Raw genomic sequence first — 20,975 nt, forward strand, 5'->3', positions numbered from 1 at the left:
CTCACCCCAGCGAGGCGAGGGCCTGCGCCGCGGCCCGGGCCATCTGCTCGTCGTGCCGCCGGCTCCCGCCGCGCAGGCGGGCGACGCCCTCCGCGGCGGCCAGTGCGAGCAGGCCCGGCAGGAGGTCGGTGCTGCGGGCGGCGAGCCAGCGGGTGCCCCGGGTGGCCATCCACCAGAGGTCGGCGGCCAGGCCCGGAGGTGGTTCGGCGGGGGCGGCGGTCGGGGGCGGGCCGAGGGGGTGGCCGGCCTCGGTGAGCAGGTCGTGGAAGCGCCGGGCGATCAGGTGGTGGCCCTCGGCGCTGGGGTGCAGGCGGTCGACGCTCAGCAGCCGGCGCTCCGTGAGCCACGGCAGCTCGGCGATGTGCAGGTGCACCGCCCGGTGGCGTTCGGTGAGGGCGTGCACCACGGTGTTGACCGCCCGCATCCGGCGCGCCAGGGGACGGGCGAGCGGCGCCGGGAGCCGGAGCAGGCTGCCCGGGTCGGGCAGGCAGGCGGTCAGCAGCCTGGCGCCGTGGCCGGACAGTTCCCCCATCGTGGCGTCCAGTTCCAGGGTGGCGCGCCGGATGTCGAAGCCCGAGCGCAGGGTGTCGTTGCCGCCGACCACCACCGCCGCGAGCTGCGGCCGCAGAGCCAGCGCGCCCGGCAACTGACGTGTCGTCAATTCCGTGGTGAGCGCCCCGCTGTACGCCAGGTTGGTGAACTCGACGTCCCGACCCTCGGGCGGCAGCGCGCGGGCGAGGACGGCGGCCCAGCCGCGCCAGCCCTCGCCGACCTGGTCCCCGACCCCCTCCGTGAGCGAGTCCCCGAGGGCGACGAAGCGCAGCAGCTCGTCGGCCGTGGGGCGTTCTTCCGCGGCCCGGCCACGCCCGGCCTCCAGCATGCTCATCCCGACCTCCGACCTCCGTCCACCGCCTCGTCGTCGCGTACACCGTGCGCCGCAAGGAACGCCGCCACCGCCGCCGGCCAGCCGTACCGCTCGGCCTGGGCCCGGGCGGAGGCCCGTCGCAGCTTCTCCGGCCGACCCAGCAACTGCCGTACGGCGGAGGCGAATCCGTCGCCGGTGTCGACGGCCGCCACCCCGGCGAGCCCGACCAGGCCGGGCAGCGCGGAGGAGCGGCTGACCACCACCGGGGTCCCGCACGCCAGTGACTCCATCGCGGCCAGCCCGAAGGTCTCCACCGGGCCGGGGGCGAGCACCACGTCCGCGCAGCCCAGCAGTCGGGCCAGCTCCGCCCGCTCGCCCAGGTGCCCGAGGAAGCGCACCGGCAGCCGCAGCCGCGCGGCCCGCGCCGCCAGCCGGTCCCGCAGCGGGCCGGTGCCGGCCACCACCAGCACCGCGGGCCGCCGCCGGGCCCGCAGGACGGCCAGCGCCTCGATCGCCCGCTCGGGCCGCTTCTCCGCCGAGAGCCGGGAGCAGAGCACCAGCAGCGTCTCGTCCGGAGCGGCGTACCGGGCCCGCTCGGCCGCCCGTGCGGTCGGCGGCAGCGGGCGCATCGCGTCGAGGTCCACCCCCAGCGGGGCCCGGACCAGGTTCGGGGTGCCGATCCGCCGGAACTCCGCCGCCGCCCAGTCGGTGGTGCAGAGCACCGAGTCGTAGGCGCGGGCGGTGGCCGCGTTGAACCGGTCGGCCGTCGCGCCCGCCAGCGGACCGGGCAGGCCCCAGGTGCGCAGCAGGCCGGCGGCGCTCTCGTGCGAGACCATCACCGAGCGCACGCCGTGCCGCCGCGCCCAGGCGCCGGTCCAGCGCAGCGTGGTGCGGTCGGACACCTCCAGCCGGTCGGGGGAGAACCTGGTCAGCTCGGCGGCGACGGCCCGCCGGTCGGTGAGCAGCCGGTAGCCGCCGCTGGCCGGCAGCACCGGGCCGGGCAGGGTGACCACCACGCCCTGCTCGGTCTCCTCCTCGGAGCGCCGCTCCCCGGGGACGATCAGTACCGGGCGGTGCCCGGCCGCCCGGTACCCGGCACCGAGGTGGCGCAGTGCGGTGCGCAGGCCGCCGGAGACCGGGGTGACGAAGTTGGCGAGCCGGACGATCGTCAGCGTCTCACCGGCGATCGGAGCCTCACCGGCGATCGGCGAGGCGCCGGCCGTAGGCGCCCCGCCGTCGGGAACGGAGCTCATGCCGGCAGCTCCTCCGACAGGGCGGGCGCCACCGGCGCGGCCGACGCCGGGGCGGCGGACGGCAGCCGCACTCCGCGGTGCTCCGCCAGCACCTCGGCGTAGTGCCGCAGCAGCAGGTCCCCGACCGCCTCCCAGGTGCGCGCGGTCACCTCGGCGCGCCCGGCCTGCCCGTACCCGGCCCGCCGTGCCGGGTCGGCGGCCAGCTCGGCGACCGCCCGGGCCACCGCGGCGGCGTCCCGGGGCGGCACCAGCAGGCCGGTGCGGTGGTGGGCGACCAGGTCCAGCGGGCCGCCCGCCGCGGGGCCGATCACCGGCACGCCGCTGGCCATCGCCTCCTGGATGGTCTGACAGAAGGTCTCCAGCGGACCGGTGTGCACGAAGACGTCCAGGGTGGCGAAACAGCGCGCGAGCTCGTCCCCGGTGCGCCGGCCGAGGAACACGGCGCCCGGCATCGAGGCCTTCAGCCCGGGCGCAGAGGGGCCGTCCCCGACGACCACCACCCGTACCCCGGGCAGTGCCGAGGCCGCCGCCAGCAGGTCGACCCGCTTCTCCGGCGCCAGCCGTCCGACGTACCCGACCAGCACCTCCCCGCCCGGGGCCAGCGCCCGGTGCAGCGCCTCGTCCCGGTGCCGGGGGTGGAACCGCACCGAGTCCACTCCGCGCGGCCACAGCTGCACCCTCGGCACCCCGTGCGCGGTGAGGTCCTGGGCGGCGGGGGTGGAGGGCGCCAGGGTACGGGCGGCCGCGCGGTGCACGGCCCGGATCCGCCGCCAGGCGGCGGCCTCCCCGAGCCCCCGCCCGGCCCGGTAGGCGTGCGCGTACCCGGCCAGATCGGTCTGGTAGACGGCGACGGCGGGCACCCCGAGCCGCGCCGCGACCTGCATCCCGCGCGCGCCGAGCACGAACGGGCTGGCCAGGTGGACGAGGTCCGGCCGGTGTCCGGCGACGGCGGCCGCCAGCTGCCGACTGGGCAGGGCGATCCGTACCTGGGGGTATCCCGGCAGCGGCACCGACGGGATGCGCACCACGGGAATCTCCGGCGCCGCGCCGCCGCCGAAGGTCTCCGGCGGGCACTCGGCGCCCCGCGCCGGCGAGGGGGTGACGACAAGGGGCCGGTGGCCCCGGCGGACCAGGTGCTCGGCCGTCCGCAGCACGCTGTGGGCGACTCCGTTGACCTCGGGCGGGAAGGATTCGGTGACGATGACGACGCGCATGCCAGTGTTCTGTCCGCGTCCGGCGTGCACCCGGCCAAAGGGATCTGTCGTAGAGGCGAACGCGGGTCGGCGATTTGCACCGCCGACCCGCGCTCCGGAGCCGGGCCCGCCACACCGTCCCGTGCGTCGGATCCCGGCCTGTCACACCGTCCCGCGTCCCGGCCCGTCACACCGTCCCGTGCGTCGGGGCCCGGCCCGTCACACCGACCCGGCGGTCTCCTTGAGTTCCGCGTACGGCGCGAGCTTGCGGATCGACGCGATGCTCCTCAGGCAGTCGTCCTTGCTCTCCTGCGGGTCGCCGGTCACCACGATCGTCCCGTTGCTCGCCTTGAGCCGGAACCGGTGCATGCCGCCCTCGTCCACGTACAGTTCGAATTTCCCGGCCATGCCAGATACAGCCTTCCGCTCGGATGACCCCCTGGCACCGCAACCTAGGGCCCACCCCACCATGCCGCCCGCCGACCGGACCCGTTCGGGTCACACCGCCGCGCGGCGTCGCCGACCGGCCGCGCTCCCGGGCCCCGCCGGGCGACCGGGCGAGCAGGCGAACGGCCCACGCGCGGAGGCGACGGGCCGGTCCCGCCCCACCCGCGCGTGGAGCCTCCGGCCCGGGGACCGCCGCCCGACCGGAGCCGTCCGCGTCGTCAAGTGTCTTTGACGACACCTCGGTTCTCCGTGTCCGTACCGTCGGGCGCACCGCTCCGCGGGAGCCGCCGACGGCGATGACGGTGATTCGTCAACAAGTCGGGCAGTCGATAAGGTGCGTAGTCAACTGCCGCGCCTCGCACCTGAGGCCCGGTCAGGATGCGCGCCCTGGTGGGGCGGAGCTCCGCCGTGCCCGTCCGTGAACCTGACCGGTCGAGCCGTCGGGCACGGGCGCGGTCTTCGCGGTCGGGCCGACCGGCGCCGCCCGCTCGGGATCAGGAGGAATGCATGGCACAGATCATCGCCGAGGTGTCGCGGACGTTCAACGAGTACCTGCTGCTCCCGAACCGGACTCGGACCGACTGCGGGCCCGCGGCCGTTGATCTCCGGACGCCCCTGGTGCGGCACCGGGTGGGCGAGGCCTCGGCGATCGAGCTGCACGCCCCGTTCGTGTCGGCGATCATGCAGGCGGTCAGCTCCCCGGAGCTCGCGATCGCGCTCGCCCGCAACGGCGGTCTGAGCTTCATCCACCACAACCAGCCGGTCGAGGAACAGGCGGCGGCCGTCCGGAAGGTGAAGAACTTCAAGGCCGGTTTCGTCACCAGCGACACCAACGTCCGGCCCGACGACACCCTCCGCGACCTGGTCGCGGTGATGCGCCGGACCGGCCACAGCACCGCCGCCGTCACCCACGACGGGACCGCGACCGGGCGCCTGCTCGGCCTGGTGACCTCGCGCGACTTCCACCCCCAGCGGCACGACCTCGACGGCCCCGTCAGCGGCCGGATGACCCCCCTCGGCGAGCTGCCCCACGCGGGCGGCGACGTCACCCTCTCCGAGGCGAACGCGAGGCTGTGGGAGGAGCGGCTGGACTGCCTCCCGGTGCTGGACGGCGAGGGGCACCTCCAGCACCTGGTGTTCCGGTCCGACTACGCGGACAACAAGCGCTTCCCGAACCAGGTCGTGGACGGTGGCAAGCGCCTGCGCGTGGGCGCGGGCGTCAACACCCACGACTACCGCGAGCGGGTTCCGGCCCTGTTGGAGGCGGGCGCGGACGTCCTGTGCTTCGACTCGTCCGACGGCTACAGCGACTGGCAGGCGGAGGCGCTGACCTGGACGAAGAAGAACTACCCGGAGATCCCGATCGGCGGCGGCAACGTGGTGGACGGCGAGGCGTTCACGTTCCTCGCCGAGGCCGGCGCCGACTTCGTGAAGATCGGTGTGGGCGGCGGCTCCATCTGCATCACGCGCGACCAGAAGGGCATCGGCCGGGGCCAGGCCAGCGCCGTCCTCGACGTCGCCGCCGCCCGGGACGCCTTCCTGGAGCGCACCGGCGACTACGTGCCGCTCTGCTCCGACGGCGGCCTGGTGGAGGACTACCACGTGGCCCTGGCGCTGGCGATGGGCGCGGACTTCGTCATGATGGGGCGGTACTTCGCCCGCTTCGACCAGGCACCCGGCGCGAAGGTCCCGACCAGGGACGGCTTCGTCAAGGAGTACTGGGGCGAGGGCTCCAACCGTGCCCGCAACTGGCAGCGCTACGGCCAGGGCGGTCAGGGGCTGGTCTTCGAGGAGGGGGTCGACGGCTACGTTCCCTACGCCGGCGACCTCAACGAGGGCCTGGCCACCACCATGGCGAAGATCAAGTCCACCATGGTCTCCTGCGGTTCCGTGACGCTGCCGGAGTTCCAGTCCACCGCGCGGCTGACCCTGGTGTCCGAGCAGAGCTTCCAGGAGAGCCACGCGAGCGTCACCCTGCGGGACACCTCCGGGACGGTCGCCTGAGCAACGGCGTGAGCGGTCGCGACGCGGCTCGGGACGCGGAACCCCGCTGAAGGGCCCCGCGGGCGACCGGGCCCGTGCATGACCGGACCCGCGGGTGATCGAGAGCCGGAGGCTCGACCACCCGCGGGTCCGGTGCCGTCAGCCGACGAGGTGGGCGTCGAGCCACCCCGGGAACTCGGCCAGGTCCTTCAGGACGACGTCGGCACCCGCCTCGCGCAGTTGGTCCGCGGTGAACGGCCCGGTGGCCACGGTCACCGCGAGGGCGCCGCCGGCCCGCGCCCCGGTGATGTCGCCGAGGTGGTCGCCGACGTAGACGGAGGCGCCCTGCTCGCGCAGGACGGCGCCCTTGCGGTCGGCGAAGACCGAGCCGAAGACGTCGTCGACCTTGATGCCGAGCGCGGCGAGGTTCAGCCGGGCGTTGGGCTCGAACTTGCCGGTGACGACGATCGTCCGACCGCCGTGCCGGTGGACGGCGGCGATCGCCTCCAGCGCGCCGGGCAGCAACTCGCCCACCGGGGCGCCGTATTGGGGGAACAGCGCCCGGTACCGGTCGGCGGCCGCGTCCACCTCGTCGGCGGGGAACCAGTTGGCCAGCTCCTCCTCGATCGGCGGGCCGACGCGGGTGATCGCCAGGTCGCTGTCGATGGCGACCCCCGTCTCGGCCGCCACCATGTCCAGCACCGCCTTGATGCCCGGCCGGCCGTCGGCCAGCGTCATGTCGAGGTCGAACCCTATGGTCAGTGCGGGTGCGGGGGACGCGTTGATCTCGGTCGTGTTCATGGCAGCAATGATCCGACCAAGCTTGTGGGGAAGCAAGTTTGAGACTTCGTCAGACCTGAGGGCCTGATGCTTGGCGACAGGTCGGGTTCCCGCTGGGCGCGTGGAGGAGTCGCAGGCGGACGACTCCGGCAAACCACCCGCAATCCGGCGGACCCGATGATTTCGACGCCAATGTCGGTGCGGCCAGGGCATTTTCGGCCTGACTCACCGTCAATTGCTGTTTCCCTCTGGATGAAAGACCAGGCGATCTTGCCGAGGGGTCGCCCGCGATGTAGCTTCGTCTGTAGCGTCATGAACACGCCAGCTAGCGGTGCGGAATCAACCGGGGGGCTGTGTTTGCCGATGAAGTTCTGGTGTTGACCAGTGATCCGACTGCCACGGGCTGCGTGAACGTGCCCAGGGGGCTCCCGGCTCTGGAAGAGCCCGCCGATGAGATTTCCGGCGCAGGAGAACCGTTTCCCCGGGCAGGCGCATCGGCCGCTTCGGCATGATGGCGGATCGTCCCCCTCACTCTGCAAATCCGGAACCACTTTCAGTAGCAGGCCTTTCCTGGCGTGCCCGCGTGCTCACGTACCCGCGTGCTCACGTGCTCACGTGCCCGACTGCTCACGGGCTCGAGCGCTCGCCGGGACCTTTCACTGCCGTACGGCAGCAAGGAGGACTCATGAAGACCGGTCATCAGCGGGACGGCGAATCAACGGTTCCAGTGTTCAAGGACTTCCGGGCCGGCGTGGCGTTTCGCGACGTCATGCCCGTCCTGGCCAGCCGGGAGTCCTTCGGTGCGGCGATCGACGGCCTCACGGAGTGGTCGACTCCACTCGCCCCGGACTACGTCGCCGGCATAGACGCGCGCGGCTTCATCCTCGGTGGGGCCCTGGCGGACCGCCTGGGCTGCGGCTTCCTGGCCATTCGCAAAGAGGGGAAGCTGCCGGGCGAGACGGTGGGGCGGACGTTCTCCGGCGAATACTCGACCGACCGGATCGAGATTCGCAAGGACCTGGTGCCGCCCGGTGCCCGGGTCCTCATCCATGACGACATCGTCGCGACCGGGAACTCGGTGGCGGCCGCCGTGGAAATGCTCGAGGAGCTGGGCGCCACGGTGGTCGGAATCACGTGCTTGATCGAGAAGTCGTTCCTGAAGGGAAGGTCGCGCGTGAGCGTGCCTCTCTTCTCGGTCTATTCCTTCGACGCGTAAGGGAGTTGCTCGTGGCAGTGGAAACAGCACGGCAGACGTCGGTCCAGGAACGCCTCACACAATTATGGGCCGCCCGGCTGGAGATCTCGTCGATCGGCCTGGACGAGGACTTCTTCGAACTCGGCGGCGACTCGCTGACCGCCGCGGAACTGCAGGGGGACATCGACCGGGAATTCGGGGTGGAGGTGTCGGCCACGACCCTCTTCCTGTCGCCCACCATCGCGGAGTTGACCCAGGTGATCGAAGAGGCGGTGGCGGCGGCCCGGCCCGGGACGGCCGAGGCGTACCCGGGAGGCCGGCAGTGAGCACCGGCACGGCGGGAGACCTCACCGATCCCGCGCTCTACTCCCAGGGCGAACCGCACGAGGTCTGGCGCCGCCTCCGCGAACACGACCCGGTCCACTGGCAGCCGAACTCCGGCCGTGGCGGGGGCTACTGGGTCGTCACCCGGTACGCCGACGTCGAGCGGGTGCTGCACGACTACTCCGCCTTCACCTCGGAGCGGGGCACCCTGCTCAACCTGCTCGGCCGAGGCGACCCGGCGGCCGGGAAGCAGCTGGCGGCGACCGACCCGCCGCACCACGACCGGGCGCGGATCCCGCTCAAGCAGGCCCTCGCCGTCAAGCCGCTCGCCTCGTTCTCCGACCGGATCCAGGCCGGCATCCGTGACCTGCTCGCCCCCGGAGCCGACGGACAGCCCTTCGACTTCGCGGTCGCGATGGCCCGGCTGCCCCTGGTCGCCCTCAGCCCCATCCTCGGGCTGCCCGCCGAGGACCACGAGCGCCTCATCCGCCTGGCCATGATGTCGACGGCGGAGGAGGACCCGGAGTTCCAGCTGCCGGGCGGCGTGGAGCCGACCCTCAAGCGCGGCCACCGGGAGATCTTCGCCTACTTCTCGGACCTGGTCCGGGCCCGGCTGCGGGATCCCGGCGACGACCTGATCAGCGTGCTGGCCGAGACCGAGGTGGACGGCGAGCCCATCTCGACCGGCTCGGTGATCTCCAACTGCTACAGCATGCTGCTGGGTTCGGCCGGAACGCTGCCGCACGTCCCGATCGCCGCGATCGTCGAACTGGCCGGCAGCCCGCGGTACGAGGACTGGGCCTCGCACCCGGAGCTGCTGGACTCCGGCATCGAGGAGGCCCTGCGCTGGGCCACGCCGGCCAGCAACTTCATGCGCTACGCGCTCCAGCCGGTCGAACTCTCCGGCGTGCGGATCGCCGAGGGCGACGCCGTGGTCGCCTACCTCGCCTCGGCCAACCGGGATGCCGAGGTCTTCCCCGACCCCGACGTGTTCGACATCCGGCGCCGCCCCAACCGGCACCTCGCCTTCGGCGTCGGCCACCACTACTGCGTCGGCTCGCACCTCGCCCGGCTGGCCCTGCGCCTGCTGTTCACCGAGCTGTTCGCGACGTTCTCCTCGATCGAGGTGGTCGGCGGGATCGAGCGGATGCACTCGACGTTCCTGGCCGGCTTCAAGCGGGTGCCCGTCGCGGGCGTGCCCCGCGGGGCCACCGTGAAGGGCTGAGGCGGATGACCCACTGGGTACCGGACCTGCCGGTCGTGCCGCTCGACGCCCCGCCGCACATCCTCGACCTGGTCGAACCGTTCCGGGGCCGGGGCGCGGCGGTCGTGGACGCCGGGGGATCGCTCGACCACGCCGAGCTGGACGAGCGGTCCGCCGTGGTCGCCACCGCGCTGCGGGCCGCCGGGGTGGAGCCGGACAGCCCGGTCGTCGTGCACGCGCGGCTGTCCCGCTGGGCGGTCGTCGCCATGCTCGGGGTGCTGCGGGCCGGAGCGCGGTACGTCCCCGTGGACGCGGGGTTCCCGGTCGCCAGGCAGCGCTACATCGCGGAGGCCAGCGGCGCGCGGTTCGCGGTGTCGGAGCCCGGGCTGGACGTCCGGCTCGACGGCCTCCGCACGGTGCCGGCCGACACCGACGGCCCCCGGGGCGGGACCGTCCGCGGCACCCTGGCGTACACCTGCTTCACCAGCGGGTCGACCGGCCGGCCGAAGGGCGTCACGATCTCCGCCGCCGCGCTGGCGGCCTCGACCGCGGCCCGGCTCGCGTACTACCCGACGCCGGTCTCCACCTTCCTGCTCTGTTCGTCGATCTCCTTCGACAGCTCGGTCGCCGGCATCTACTGGACCCTGGCCTGCGGCGGCCGACTGGTCATCCCGAGCGACCGCCCGGCGGACCTGCTGGCGGTCGGCCGGGCCGCGCGGGACCACCGGGCGTCGCACCTGCTCATGCTCCCGTCGCTCTACGACATCGCCCTGCGCGGCGGCCTCGCCGAGCGGGCCGGCACGCTCTCCACGGTGATCGTCGCCGGGGAGGCCTGCCCGCCCGACCTGGTCCGGCAGCACTTCGACGCGCTCCCGGGCACCCGGCTCTACAACGAGTACGGCCCGACGGAGTGCACGGTGTGGAGCGCCGTCCACGAGTGCACCCCGGTGGACGCGGACCTCCCGGACGTGCCGATCGGCGGCGCCGTCCCCGGGACCAGCCTCTACGTCCGCTCCGCCGCCGGCGCCGCCGTACCGCCCGGGGAGCCCGGGGAGCTCCACATCGGCGGACCGGGCCTCGCCGAGCCGGCCCGCGAGCTCTACCGCACGGGGGACATCGTGTCCGTCACCGCCGGGGCCGAACTGCGCTTCCACGGCCGGGCCGACCACCAGCTCAAACTCGGCGGGATGCGCGTCGACCGCTCCGAGATCGAACAGGCGCTGCGCACCCACCGGGACGTGGCGGCGGCCGCGGTCGGCGTCTGCACCGTCCAGGGGCGGAAGAAGGTGGTCGGCTTCGTCAGCCCGACCACCGGGGAGGTCGACCGGCGCAGCCTCCGGGCGCACCTCATCGAACGCCTGCCGGCCGTCGCCGTACCGAGCCGCATCGTGGCGCTGCCCCGGCTGCCCGTGCTGCCCAACGGCAAGGTCGACCACGGCGCGATCGACGAGCTGGCCCACGACACGCTGCTGCAGAAGAACTGACCGACGGAAGGAGGTGGGGACGACCGTGGCAGCACCCCGTTGGCTGATGTGCCGTCAGCGTCGCCCCGACGCCGCCCTGCGCCTCTACTGCTTCCCGCACAGCGGCGGTTCGCCCGGCGAGTACCTGCGCTGGGCGGACCGGCTCCCCGCCGAGGTCGAGGTGTGGGGGGTCCAACTCCCGGGCCGCGGAAGCAGGATGCGGGAGCCGGCCATGACCGACCTGCGGGAGCTGGTCGGCGCGTTGACGGAACAGGCCGAGTTCACCGGCCCGTACGCCTTCCTGGGGCACAGCCTCGGCGCGATCGTCGCCTACGAGACGGCCGTCGCGCTGCGGGCGCTCGGACGCCCGGAGCCGGAGCGGCTCATCGTGTCCGTGAACGGCCCCCCGCACCTGCACCGCCCCGGACTGCCGCTCCACCTCCTCGACGGCGTCGACTTCGTCCCCCGGGTCGAGGAGCGGTACGGGCCGCTGCCGCCGGAACTCGGGAACGACCCGCGGATGCGCGAGCTGTACCTGGCCAACCTGCACGCGGACCTGACCGTCGTCGCGACCTACCGGCACGTCCCGACCGCCCCGCTGAGCTGCCCCGTCCTCGCGCTCGGCGGCACGGACGACTGGGAGGACGAGAGCAGGCTGCGCGAGTGGGGCCGGCACACCACCGGCCCGTCCGACGTCCGGATCCTTCCGGGCGGCCACTTCTACTTCCGGGACCACCCGGACCTCTTCTTCGACTGCCTGACGGACAGCCTCGGCGCCCTCACCGGTGCCCCGGCCGTCCGTTCGGCACCCGACCCCAAGGGAGCGCCGTGACCAGCCAGACCATCGACCTGCGGAGCGACACCGTCACCAGGCCCAGCGGGGCCATGCGAGCCGCCATGGCCGCCGCCGAGGTCGGTGACGACACCCTCGGCGACGACCCCACGGTGATCCGGCTGGAACGGATGCTCGCCGACGCCTTCGGGTTCACCGGCGCGCTGTTCCTGCCCAGCGGGGTCATGGCCAACCAGCTCGCGCTCCGGCTGCTGGTGCCGCCCGGGCAGGAGCTGCTGGCCGACGCCGGCGCGCACTTCCTCCTCTACGAGGACGGCGGAGTCGCCTGGCACGGCGGGATCCTGACCCGGACGACGGTCTCCGAGGACGGCCTGATCGACCCGGAGGTGCTCGCCCGGATGATCCGTCCCGCCACCGCCTACGGCAGCGGGACCCGGGCGGTGGCGGTGGAGAACACCCACAACGCCGCGGGCGGTGTGGTGTACCCGCTGGCCGCGCTGGAGGAGATCCGGCGGGTCACCCGCGAGGCCGGGGTCACGGTGCACTGCGACGGCGCCCGGATCTGGAACGCCCACGTCGCCAGCGGCGTCCCCTTCGAGGCCTACGGAGCCTGTTTCGACACGCTGTCCCTCTGCTTCTCCAAGGGGCTCGGCGCGCCCGCCGGCACCGTGCTGCTCCTGGACGCCGACCGCGTGGAGGAGGCCCGGGTCATGCGGCACCGGATGGGCGGCTCCATGCGGCAGACCGGGATCCTGGCCGCCGCCGCCATCCACGCCTTCGAGCACAACATCGGTCGGATGGCCGAGGACCACGCGAACGCGGCCCTGATCGCCGGTCTGCTGCGCGACGGCGGACTGGACGTCCGGGAGCCGCAGACCAACCTGGTGTTCGTGGAAGTGCCCGACGCGGCAGGGGTGCAGGAGCTCTGCGCGGCGTCCGGCGTTAGGGTCTCGGTGATGGGACCGCAAACGGTCCGCCTGGTGGCCCACTTGGACGTCGACAAGCAGCAGTGCGAGCGGGCGGCACTGACGGTCGCCGAGGCTGTCGCCCAACTGGCCACGGGCAACTGAGCACGTGTAGGAGCAGCTTGAGATGTCGTTCCGAGTGTGGCTGTCGGCCAGGTTCTTCCTGTTCTTCCTGACCTGGAGCTCGTACCTCTCCTACTGGGGGGTCTGGCTGCTCGCTTCCGGTTTCGGACCGACGGAGGTCACCGCGGTCATCACCGCCGGTCTGCTGTCGCGCTCGGTCTCCATCGCCGTCGTCTTCCCGGTGCTCTGCCGGACGGTCCCGCTCCGGAGACTGTCGCAGCTGCTCGCCTGGACGGCGACGGCGCTCAGCCCGCTCTACCTGACGCAGCCTCAGTTCGCTTCGATGATGGTGGTATCGGTGCTTGTCGGCGTCAGCTACCCGCTGCTGATGCCGTTGAGCGAGACCCTCGCGACCATCGGCGCGGCGAACGGGCAGGTCGACTACGGGAGCGTCCGCTACTTCGGTTCGGCGGGGTTCCTCTTCGGCCTGGGCGTGTCCGGCGTGGTCGGGCGGACGGTCGGCAGCGGCGCGCTGGTGGGGGTCTTCGTCGTCGGGTGCCTGCTGCTCGCGCTGGCGGACCTGGCGCACCCCGTCGGGTTCCCGACGGTGGCGACCGTGGCCGGCGGCGGCCGCGGCCGGCTGCTGCGCAACCGCGTCTACGCGCTCGGCCTGGGCAGTTCCGTGCTGCTCCAGGGCGCCCACGCGGCCTACTACGCCTTCGGCGTCGAGTACTTCGGCCGGCTCGGCGTGTCGAGCATCAACGTCAGCCTCATGCTGGCGCTGGCCGTGGGGTGCGAGCTGCTCCTGTTCAAGTACGCGGGGCCGATGCTCGGCCGCTACCCGGTCCCGGTCCTCTTCGCCGCCGCCGCGGTGCTCTCGGTGCTGCGCTGGGGCCTGCTCGCGGTGCCGATGCCGCTGGTGTGCGTCGTGCTCACCCAGACGCTCCACGCGGGCACCTTCGCGCTGACCCACGTCGCGCACGCGCGCTGCGTGCAGGGCCACGTCCCCGAGGACCTCTGGTCGGACGCCCAGGCGCTCTACGCCGGGTTGGCCATCGGCCTCGGTGTCGCCGCCGTCACCGCCGTCACCGGCCCGCTCTACGCGGCCTCCCCGCACTGGGCGTTCCTGGCGATGGCCGCGGTCTGCCTGCCCTGCTTCCTGCTGGTCCGGTGGCAGGTCAGGCTGCTGCGGGACGGGGCGGAGGTTCCCGAGCGGGTCGCGTGAGCGCGCCGTCCGGCTGCCGCCGCGCCGCTGTACCGGCGTACCCGGGCGGGGCGCGTACGGCACCGCGGCCCGGCGCGGGGTGAGCGCCGGGCCGCGGGGGCCGCGGGGTTCAGCAGTTGGCGAGGATGCCGGTGAGCGCGTTCTTCTCGGCGCTGTCCACGCTCAGGCCGTAGTACTGCTTCACCTGCACCCAGGCGCGGGCGTAGGTGCAGCGGTAGGAGGCCTGGGGGAGCCACTCGGCCGGGTCGCGGTCGCCCTTGGAGCGGTTGCTGCTCGCGGAGACCAGCAGCAGCTGGGGGCGGGTGACGTCGTTGGCGAAGGCCTGGCGCTGGGGGGTGGTCCAGGCCCAGGCGCCGGAGGCCCAGGCCTCGGAGAGCGGCACCAGGTGGTCGACGTCGAAGGAGGAGGCGTTGGTGGTGGTCGCGCCGTCGTACGGCGAGGACCAGTTGCCGCTGGTGGCCTTGCAGGAGGTGTCGGTGGCGACGTTGCTGCCGTCCCGCTTGACGACCCACTCGCGGGTGTCGCAGGTGCCGCTGACGGTGATCCAGGTCGGGAACAGCGTGCGGTCGTAGGTGTCGCCGTGGGTCTCCGCGGTGGCGGGCATCGCGGCGAGGTACGTGCGGGCGGTGGCCGCGGAGATCGGGGTCGGCAGGGCGGCCTGGGCGGGGGTGCCGGCCGTGACGACGGTCACGGCGGCGAGGACGGCGGCCACCGGTATGCAGGACAGGAACCGGCGTGCGGGTGCGCTGGGGGCCATGGCGGACGCTCCATCATCAGATCGGATGAACTGCTGAATTGCGTGCGCCAGTGTGGCGATTCGATGACCTACGCGGGTAGACCCGGGAAGTGAAATCCTCGTGCACATCGGACGTGCACCGGACAAGTCCGGCGCGCGCCACGGAGGTTCACGAGGATTTCAGGGGATGTGTCGGCTTCTCCGACTGCCGCCGGGAGTTCAGTCGCGGCGCCGGCCCGCCATCCAGACGTAGACCAGGATGCCCGCGAACAGGAACAGGACGCCCTGGTAGACGGCGGCGTAGCCGGCCCCGGCGAGCAGCCAGATCGAGAAGGCGAAGGCGCCCAGGCCGAGGACGGCGTCGCGCACCAGCCGCCCGCCGTCGACCTTCTCGCCGGCCCCGCGCACCAGCCAGTACAGCTGGGCGGCGGTGGACAGCAGGTACGGCACCGTCGCGGTGAAGGTGGTGACCAGCACCAGCATGTCGAAGGCGCCCTTCGCGCCGCTGGCGAAGTTGAGCACGGTCAGCGCCGAGGCCAGCGCCACGCTGACCAGCACGCCGAAGGTCGGCACCCCGCGCCGCTCCTTGCCGAAGGCGGCCGGGAACAGGCCGTCCTTGGCGGCCGCGTACGGGGCCTGGGCGGAGAGCAGGGTCCAGCCGTTGAGGGCGCCGGTCATCGAGACCAGCGCGGCGACGGCGATCGCCGTGCCGCCCCAGGTGCCGCCGAACATCGCGTTCACGGCGTCCGAGAACGGCGCGGCGGAGTGGACGAGCTGCTGGTGCGCCACGGTGCCGAACACCGCGAGGGTGCCGAGCAGGTAGACCACCGCCGCACCGGCCGTCCCGAGCACGCTGGCCCGGCCGACGTTGCGCTCCGGGTCGCGGACCTTGCCGGCGCTCATCGCCGCCGACTCCACGCCCAGGTAGCTGAACAGCAGGATCGCCGCGGCGGCGGACATCCCGCCGGCCCAGCCCTGGCCGCTGGCGTCGAAGGGCCCGAGGTTCTTCGGGTCGAAGAAGAACAGCCCGCCCACCGCGACCAGCAGCAGCGGGACGAACTTCAGTACGGTGGAGACGAGTTGGACCGCCCCGACGTAGCGGGTGCCGGCCAGGTTGGCCAGCGCCGGCAGCCACTGGAAGGCCAGCGCGGCGGTGATCTCCAGCGGGATGGAGTGGTGCAGCGGCAGCAGCACGTCCAGGTACCCGACGGCGGCCACGGCGAGCGCGGCGTTGCTGACCCAGGTGGTGATCCAGTACGACCAGGCGGACAGGAAGCCGGCGAAGTCCCCGAAGGCCTCGCGGGCGTAGACGTACGGCCCGCCGGTGCGCGGGTTGCGGCGGGCCAGCTGCCCGAAGACCAGCGCCAGCGCGATCGCGCCCACGGTGAGCACCACGAAGGCGACCAGGCTGACCGTGCCGAACGGGGCCACGGCGGCCGGGATCATGAAGATGCCGCCGCCGATGATGTTGCCCATCACCAGGGCGGTGGCGGTCGTCAGCCCGAAGCGGCGGCCGCCCTTCCGCGGCGTCGGGCCGGTCGGTGCGGTGCCGGTGGGCGGGGAGTCGACCGGCCCCGGGGTCTCCGGGCCGCTCGGTCGGGTCGCCTGCCGGGGTGCGGCGGGACTGGTCTGCATGAGGGTGGTGCGCCTTTCGTGGTGCTGCTCCTGCCGCCGCCGGGTTGCGCGGCCGCGCTCGCTGCTGCTCCCGCCCGGTGGAGCGGTGGAGCGCCATGGAGCGACCGTTCATGCTCGGACCGGGCGGCACTGTGCACCAAATCGACGGGATTTGTTCAGTTCGCCGGGTCCGTCACCGCAAGACTTGCGGTCGCGGGGCGGCCGGACGGGTACTCGTCCGGCGCCCTCCTCGCGGCTGTTCGACCGGATTCACGGACGTACGCCCGGATTCGTCCGGTCGGGGGAGTTGCCTCACCCGATTGCCTCAGCCCGGTTGCGGCGCGCGCCCGAAGCCGTGCGTTCGTGTGCCAACGTGGGCGCGGCGCCTCCCCGGTGGGGCGCGCCCAGCCCGTCGGGCGGCCGAACCGGCCGGTCGGGGGCGCGGGTTGAGGACCAGAGACGAACCAAAGGACAGCAGATGTCGCTTCGTGGGAAGATCCGCAAGCTCGCCGTGATCGTCGCCGTGGCCGGTGCCGTGGTGGCGGTCCCGACCTCGGCCATGGCGGGGGGCTTCGCTCCGACGCAGTCGGAGGGGCAGAGCCTGGAGTCCGGCTCCGCGGGCGTCGGCCTGTTCGGCCCGCACGCCACCTGGTTCAACTTCGCCGAGCACGGCGAGAGCGACTGCGGCTGCTGATCCCCTCCGCACCCCGAGCCCGGAGGCCGTCCGTCGGCCTCCGGGCTCACCGCTGTCCGGCGACGGGAGGCCCCGGGCTCACGAGCGTCCGGCGGCTGCGGCCCTCGGATTCACGGCCGCCCGGCGGCTGCGGGCTCCGGCAGCTTCGCGGCGCGGGCCCCGGTGCCCCGGACCGCCGCCCGCTCCCGCAGCTCCTTCAGCACCGCGATGTCCATCGCGTGCCCGGTGCCGTCCCCGCCGTGCTTGCGGTCCGGGGTCTCCACCACCAGCGGCACCCCGGCCGTCTCCGGGTGCTCGAACAGCTCGCGGAACGGCTCGGCGCCGATCATCCCGGCGCCGATGTTGGCGTGCCGGTCCTTGCGGGCGCCGACGACGTCCTCGGAGTCGTTGGCGTGGATCAGCCGCAGCCGGCCCGGCCCCGCGGCGGCGGCCAGGGCGTCCAGGGCGGCCGTCACCCCGCCCGGCTCCGCCAGGTCGTGCCCGGCGGCGAAGGCGTGGCAGGTGTCCAGGCAGACCCCCACCTTCGGGTGATGGTCCAGCGCCTCCATGTACGCGGCCAGCTCCTCCAGCCGCGAGCAGAGCGAGCTGCCCTGCCCCGCCGTCGGCTCCAGCAGCAGCCAGGGCGCGTCGTCGCCGAGCCCGTCCAGCTCCTCCAGCAGCGGCCGGACGTCCGACCGGACCTGCGCCATCGCCTCGGCCCGGCGCGAGCCGCCGCCGGGCGCGCTGCCGACCGCCGAGCCGGTGTGCAGGACGACGCCGAGCGCGCCGATGGCGTGGCCGCGGCGCAGCGAGTGCCGCAGCGAGTCGGCCGAGCGCTCCCGGGTGGCCGGGTTGTCCGAGCCGAAGTTGATCAGGTACGGGGCGTGCACCCAGGCCGGGACGCCCCGCTCGGCGCAGGCGGTGCGGAACTCCTCGTCCTGCGCCGGGTTGCCCGGGGGAGTGGCCCAGCCGCGCGGGTTGGCCACGAACACCTGGACCGTCTCCGCACCGACCCGGCCCGCGTACGCCAGGCCGGTCCCGGCCAGCCCGCGACCGGCCACCGGGACGTGCGCGCCGATCGGGTTGCGGAGGGCGGCGACGGACGGTACGGGTGCGGTGGTCATGGCCCCGAGCATGCCACGCGCCCGGCCCCGGTCGTCGGGCGGGCCGGTTCGGGAGGTCCGGAGGCCCGGCTCCCGGCGGCCCGAGGAAAAGGCTCTCTGTGCTCGATCGAGTGAATCCCGCCTGGAAACCGGGGACCGTGCCGTCCGCATCCGTCACGATCCGGGACCAGAGGACCGCACGACCACTGAGGAGGCAGCCGTGACCACCGCCGAGCCGGCCGAGACCGTCGACCTGCGTGCCGACCACCTGATCCGCGACCCCTTCGCCGCCTTCGCCGACCTGCGCGAGCGCGCCCCGCTCGCCCGCGCCACCATCCCCGGCGTGGAGCCGTTCTGGATCGCCGTCCGCTACCAGGACGTCCGCACCGTGCTGTCCGACCCGCGCTTCGTCAACGACGTGAACGCCGTCGACGGCCCCGTTCCCGACCACCTGACCGCAGACCGGCCCGCCGCCGACGGCCCGACTCCCGACGGGACCGCCACACCCGTCCCCGTGCACCGCACCGAGCAGGTCTGGCGCGCTCGGGGTATGCCGCCCGAGTGCGCGCAGTACCTGCGCGCCGGGGTCTTCGCCGCGGACGGCGCCCGGCACCGCCGGATGCGCGGTCTGGTGCACCCGGCCTTCACGGCCGGCGCCGTGGAGCGGCTGCGCCCCCGGATCGAACGGCTCGCCGAGGAGTACGCCCGGGCGCTGCCCGACCATGCCGACCCGGACGGCGTGGTCGACCTGGTCGCGCACTTCGCGTACCCGCTGCCCGTCACCGTGATCTGCGAGCTGCTCGGCATCCCCGAGTCCGACCGCCCGCAGTGGCGCCGCTGGAGCTCCTACCTCGGCCGGGGCGCCGGGCCCGGCCTGGACGAGGCGTTGCGCGCCATGGTCGCCGCCGCCCGCTCGCTGGTCGAGCTCCGCCGGGGCGAACCCGCCGACGACCTGCTCTCCCGACTGGCGGCCGCGGAGGGCGACAGCCTCGCCCCGGTCGAGACCGTCTCGCTGATCCTCAACCTGGTCGTGGCCGGGCACGAGACCACCGCCACCCTGATCGGCAACGGCACGGCCGCGCTGCTCGCCCACCCCGAACAACTGGAGCTGCTCCGGGCCGACCCGGGCCGGCTGCCCGCCGCCGTCGACGAGCTGATGCGCTGGTGCGGCCCGACGATCGGTGGGGTGCCGCGCTACGCGACGGAGGACCTCACGCTGGCCGGCACCCTGGTCCGCAGGGGCGAGGCGGTGATGCCGATCCTGGCCGGAGCCAACCACGACCCGCGGGCCTATGCCGAGCCGGATCGCCTGGACATCTGCCGGGCGAGCACGCCGGACCGCGCCGGGCACCACGAGGCGCACCTGGGCTTCGGGCACGGCACCCACCGCTGCCTGGGCGCGGTGCTGGCGCACCAGGAAGCGGTGGTCGCCTTCGAGACGCTGCTGCGGACGTACCCGGAGCTGGCGCTCGCGGTCGGTCCGGAGGCCGTCGAGCGCGGACCGAACCCGGCCGCCTGGCACCTCGCCGCGCTGCCCGTCCGCCTCGGGCCGCAGGCCCCGGCCCGGGCAGCGGCCGCCGGCTGAGCCGGTCCACCGGGCCGCACGGACCCGACGCACCCGCCGCCCGGACACCCCCGAGACACACCCCGACGCGCCCGACCGCCGCCCGCGGTCGGGCGCGTCGCGCTGCCCGCCCCTCCCGACGTCCTCCCGCCGCCCGCGGTCGTCGCGCGCCCCGCCCGACCGCCCGCTGCCGCGCCACGCCGGGCCCGTCCCACCCCTGGTCGACGCCCCGTCAGCCCCGCAGCCCAGCCCTGGTGGCGGGCCCACCGGGCCGCCCGTAGCGTCGACACGGCCGCATCCACCGGCCGTCACCGCCCGCGCACAGCGCGTCAGCCCCCACCGCTGGACCGAGCGGAAGACCACCGCACCCGTACGAGCGCCGCGCGCGCCGAAAGGAAACAGGTCACCACTCATGCCCACGCGACGGGTCCACCACCTCGCCGCGGCCACCGCCGCCGCCACCGCCCTGACCACCGTCCTCACCTCGCTGGCCGCCGCTCCCGCGGCCCATGCCGCCCCCCGCTTCCCGCTGCACTTCGTCCAGCCCGGCGAATCGATTCAGCAGGCCGTCGACGCCGCCCGGCCCGGCGACACCGTCCAACTGCTCCCCGGCACCTACCAGGGCAGCGTCCGCATCACCACCCCCCGCCTCACCCTGCGCGGCTTCGGCGACGAGAGCGTGATCACCCCCGGGGACGGCGGCGAGAACGCCTGCGCCACCGCCGGGCACGGCATCTGCGTGGTCGGCACCGAGGAGGACCCGCTGTCCGACGTCAGGATCGACAGCCTCGCCGTCACCGGCTTCCGCAAGAACGGCATCGACGCCAGCGGCACCACCCGCCTGACCGTCCGCGGCACCTACGTCCACGACAACGGCCAGCAGGGCATCAGCCAGGAGATGTCCACCCGCGCCGTCATCCGCGGCAACCGCTCGGCCGACAACGGCCAGTCCGGCGTCTTCCTCGCCAACTACGCCTACCGCGAGGGCGGCTCGCCCGACACCGGCGGCACCGTGGTCGAGGGCAACGAACTGACCGGCAACCGGGTCGGCGTCACCGTCCGCCGGCTGCGCGGGCTGGCCGTCCAGTCCAACGGGATCAGCGGCAACTGCGCCGGCGTCTTCGTGGTCGGCGACGAGGGCGTGCCCCGCGCCGGGGACCTCGACGTCCGGGACAACTCCGTCATCGGCAACAACAAGTTCTGCCCGGCCAACCCGCGCCTGGGCGCCATCCAGGGAGCCGGCATCGTCCTCACCGGCACCGAGGACACCCGGGTGACCGGCAACGAGGTGCGCGACAACACCGGCACCTCGGACTTCTCCGGCGGCATCGTCCTGTTCAAGAGCGTCGTCGGCGTCGCCAACGCCCGCGCCGTGATCGCCGACAACGAGCTGAGCGGCAACGGTCCGGCCGACCTCGCCGACCGCGACTCCGGCACCGACAACACCTTCGCCCGCAACACCTGCGGGCGCTCCGAGCCGGCCGGCCGCTGCTGAGCCCCGGTACCCCCTCGCCGCCCGCCGCCGCACCAGG

19 protein-coding genes are annotated in these 20,975 nt (G+C 73.9%); 11 read left to right on the forward strand and 8 right to left on the reverse strand.

Features of this window, described 5'->3' with window-relative positions; translation table 11 throughout:
* Position 1: 1 nt before the first annotated feature.
* The 4 genes from ACFVXH_RS29730 to ACFVXH_RS29745 all read right to left on the reverse strand — a co-directional run bounded on the left by ACFVXH_RS29730 (position 2) and on the right by ACFVXH_RS29745 (position 3,719).
* Positions 2 to 886 (reverse strand): SGNH/GDSL hydrolase family protein, encoded by an 885-nt coding sequence (locus tag ACFVXH_RS29730; protein ID WP_387828813.1) that lies wholly within the window; start codon positions 884 to 886, stop codon positions 2 to 4.
* A complete protein-coding gene (locus tag ACFVXH_RS29735) occupies positions 883 to 2,118 on the reverse strand; it encodes a glycosyltransferase (protein ID WP_387828815.1) in 1,236 nt (411 codons plus the stop codon). Before ACFVXH_RS29735 ends, ACFVXH_RS29730 begins: the two co-directional genes overlap by 4 nt.
* The gene (locus ACFVXH_RS29740; protein WP_079272522.1) at positions 2,115 to 3,332 is read right to left on the reverse strand and encodes a glycosyltransferase family 1 protein; all 1,218 of its coding nucleotides are present in this window, start codon (positions 3,330 to 3,332) and stop codon (positions 2,115 to 2,117) included. The genes ACFVXH_RS29735 and ACFVXH_RS29740 overlap by 4 nt, the downstream gene beginning before the upstream one ends.
* A 198-nt stretch (positions 3,333 to 3,530) precedes the next feature.
* Positions 3,531 to 3,719, reverse strand: a complete 189-nt coding sequence (locus ACFVXH_RS29745) for a DUF1508 domain-containing protein (protein ID WP_049652112.1) — start codon at positions 3,717 to 3,719, stop codon at positions 3,531 to 3,533.
* Positions 3,720 to 4,265: 546 nt separating this feature from the next.
* Here ACFVXH_RS29745 and ACFVXH_RS29750 point away from each other — a divergent pair.
* Positions 4,266 to 5,762 (forward strand): IMP dehydrogenase, encoded by a 1,497-nt coding sequence (locus tag ACFVXH_RS29750; protein ID WP_375875419.1) that lies wholly within the window; start codon positions 4,266 to 4,268, stop codon positions 5,760 to 5,762.
* A 138-nt stretch (positions 5,763 to 5,900) separates the two neighbouring features.
* Here ACFVXH_RS29750 and ACFVXH_RS29755 read toward each other — a convergent pair whose 3' ends face one another.
* Positions 5,901 to 6,542: an HAD family hydrolase gene (locus tag ACFVXH_RS29755; RefSeq protein ID WP_387828818.1), complete on the reverse strand. Its 642-nt coding sequence runs from the start codon at positions 6,540 to 6,542 to the stop codon at positions 5,901 to 5,903.
* A gap of 664 nt (positions 6,543 to 7,206) precedes the next feature.
* Here ACFVXH_RS29755 and ACFVXH_RS29760 point away from each other — a divergent pair.
* The 7 genes from ACFVXH_RS29760 to ACFVXH_RS29790 are packed head-to-tail and all read left to right on the forward strand — an operon-like array spanning position 7,207 to position 13,753.
* Positions 7,207 to 7,737: an adenine phosphoribosyltransferase gene (locus ACFVXH_RS29760; protein WP_049652115.1), complete on the forward strand. Its 531-nt coding sequence runs from the start codon at positions 7,207 to 7,209 to the stop codon at positions 7,735 to 7,737.
* 11 nt (positions 7,738 to 7,748) lie between these two features.
* Positions 7,749 to 8,042 (forward strand): acyl carrier protein, encoded by a 294-nt coding sequence (locus ACFVXH_RS29765; protein ID WP_074004520.1) that lies wholly within the window; start codon positions 7,749 to 7,751, stop codon positions 8,040 to 8,042.
* Positions 8,039 to 9,265: a cytochrome P450 gene (locus tag ACFVXH_RS29770; protein ID WP_049652117.1), complete on the forward strand. Its 1,227-nt coding sequence runs from the start codon at positions 8,039 to 8,041 to the stop codon at positions 9,263 to 9,265. The genes ACFVXH_RS29765 and ACFVXH_RS29770 overlap by 4 nt, the downstream gene beginning before the upstream one ends.
* 5 nt (positions 9,266 to 9,270) lie before the next feature.
* Positions 9,271 to 10,728 carry an amino acid adenylation domain-containing protein gene (locus ACFVXH_RS29775; RefSeq protein WP_380777999.1) on the forward strand — a complete coding sequence of 486 codons (1,458 nt, stop codon included), beginning with the start codon at positions 9,271 to 9,273 and terminating at the stop codon, positions 10,726 to 10,728.
* Between the two features lie 25 nt (positions 10,729 to 10,753).
* A complete protein-coding gene (locus tag ACFVXH_RS29780; protein WP_387828821.1) occupies positions 10,754 to 11,539 on the forward strand; it encodes a thioesterase II family protein in 786 nt (261 codons plus the stop codon).
* The gene (locus ACFVXH_RS29785; RefSeq protein WP_387828823.1) at positions 11,536 to 12,570 is read left to right on the forward strand and encodes a threonine aldolase family protein; all 1,035 of its coding nucleotides are present in this window, start codon (positions 11,536 to 11,538) and stop codon (positions 12,568 to 12,570) included. The genes ACFVXH_RS29780 and ACFVXH_RS29785 overlap by 4 nt, the downstream gene beginning before the upstream one ends.
* 22 nt (positions 12,571 to 12,592) lie before the next feature.
* Positions 12,593 to 13,753 carry an MFS transporter gene (locus tag ACFVXH_RS29790; RefSeq protein WP_387828825.1) on the forward strand — a complete coding sequence of 387 codons (1,161 nt, stop codon included), beginning with the start codon at positions 12,593 to 12,595 and terminating at the stop codon, positions 13,751 to 13,753.
* A 109-nt stretch (positions 13,754 to 13,862) separates the two neighbouring features.
* On the opposite strand, the gene ACFVXH_RS29795 is transcribed toward ACFVXH_RS29790, so the two are convergent.
* Positions 13,863 to 14,510 (reverse strand): HNH endonuclease family protein, encoded by a 648-nt coding sequence (locus ACFVXH_RS29795; RefSeq protein WP_049652121.1) that lies wholly within the window; start codon positions 14,508 to 14,510, stop codon positions 13,863 to 13,865.
* Positions 14,511 to 14,708: 198 nt separating this feature from the next.
* Positions 14,709 to 16,124, reverse strand: a complete 1,416-nt coding sequence (locus ACFVXH_RS29800) for an amino acid permease (RefSeq protein ID WP_387828827.1) — start codon at positions 16,122 to 16,124, stop codon at positions 14,709 to 14,711.
* Between the two features lie 457 nt (positions 16,125 to 16,581).
* Between ACFVXH_RS29800 and ACFVXH_RS29805 the strand changes: the two genes are divergently transcribed.
* The gene (locus tag ACFVXH_RS29805; RefSeq protein WP_049652123.1) at positions 16,582 to 16,797 is read left to right on the forward strand and encodes a hypothetical protein; all 216 of its coding nucleotides are present in this window, start codon (positions 16,582 to 16,584) and stop codon (positions 16,795 to 16,797) included.
* A 110-nt stretch (positions 16,798 to 16,907) separates the two neighbouring features.
* Here the strand turns inward: ACFVXH_RS29805 and ACFVXH_RS29810 are convergent, their stop codons facing one another.
* Complete coding sequence (locus ACFVXH_RS29810; RefSeq protein WP_387828829.1) at positions 16,908 to 17,900, reverse strand: deoxyribonuclease IV; 993 nt, start codon at positions 17,898 to 17,900, stop codon at positions 16,908 to 16,910.
* Between the two features lie 199 nt (positions 17,901 to 18,099).
* Here ACFVXH_RS29810 and ACFVXH_RS29815 point away from each other — a divergent pair, with 199 nt between their 5' ends.
* Positions 18,100 to 19,464 (forward strand): cytochrome P450, encoded by a 1,365-nt coding sequence (locus tag ACFVXH_RS29815; RefSeq protein ID WP_375875424.1) that lies wholly within the window; start codon positions 18,100 to 18,102, stop codon positions 19,462 to 19,464.
* Positions 19,465 to 19,855: 391 nt separating this feature from the next.
* Complete coding sequence (locus tag ACFVXH_RS29820) at positions 19,856 to 20,938, forward strand: nitrous oxide reductase family maturation protein NosD (protein WP_074004526.1); 1,083 nt, start codon at positions 19,856 to 19,858, stop codon at positions 20,936 to 20,938.
* Positions 20,939 to 20,975: the final 37 nt, after the last annotated feature.

Source organism: Kitasatospora sp. NPDC058184 (genome assembly GCF_042883725.1).
GTDB lineage: Bacteria > Actinomycetota > Actinomycetes > Streptomycetales > Streptomycetaceae > Kitasatospora.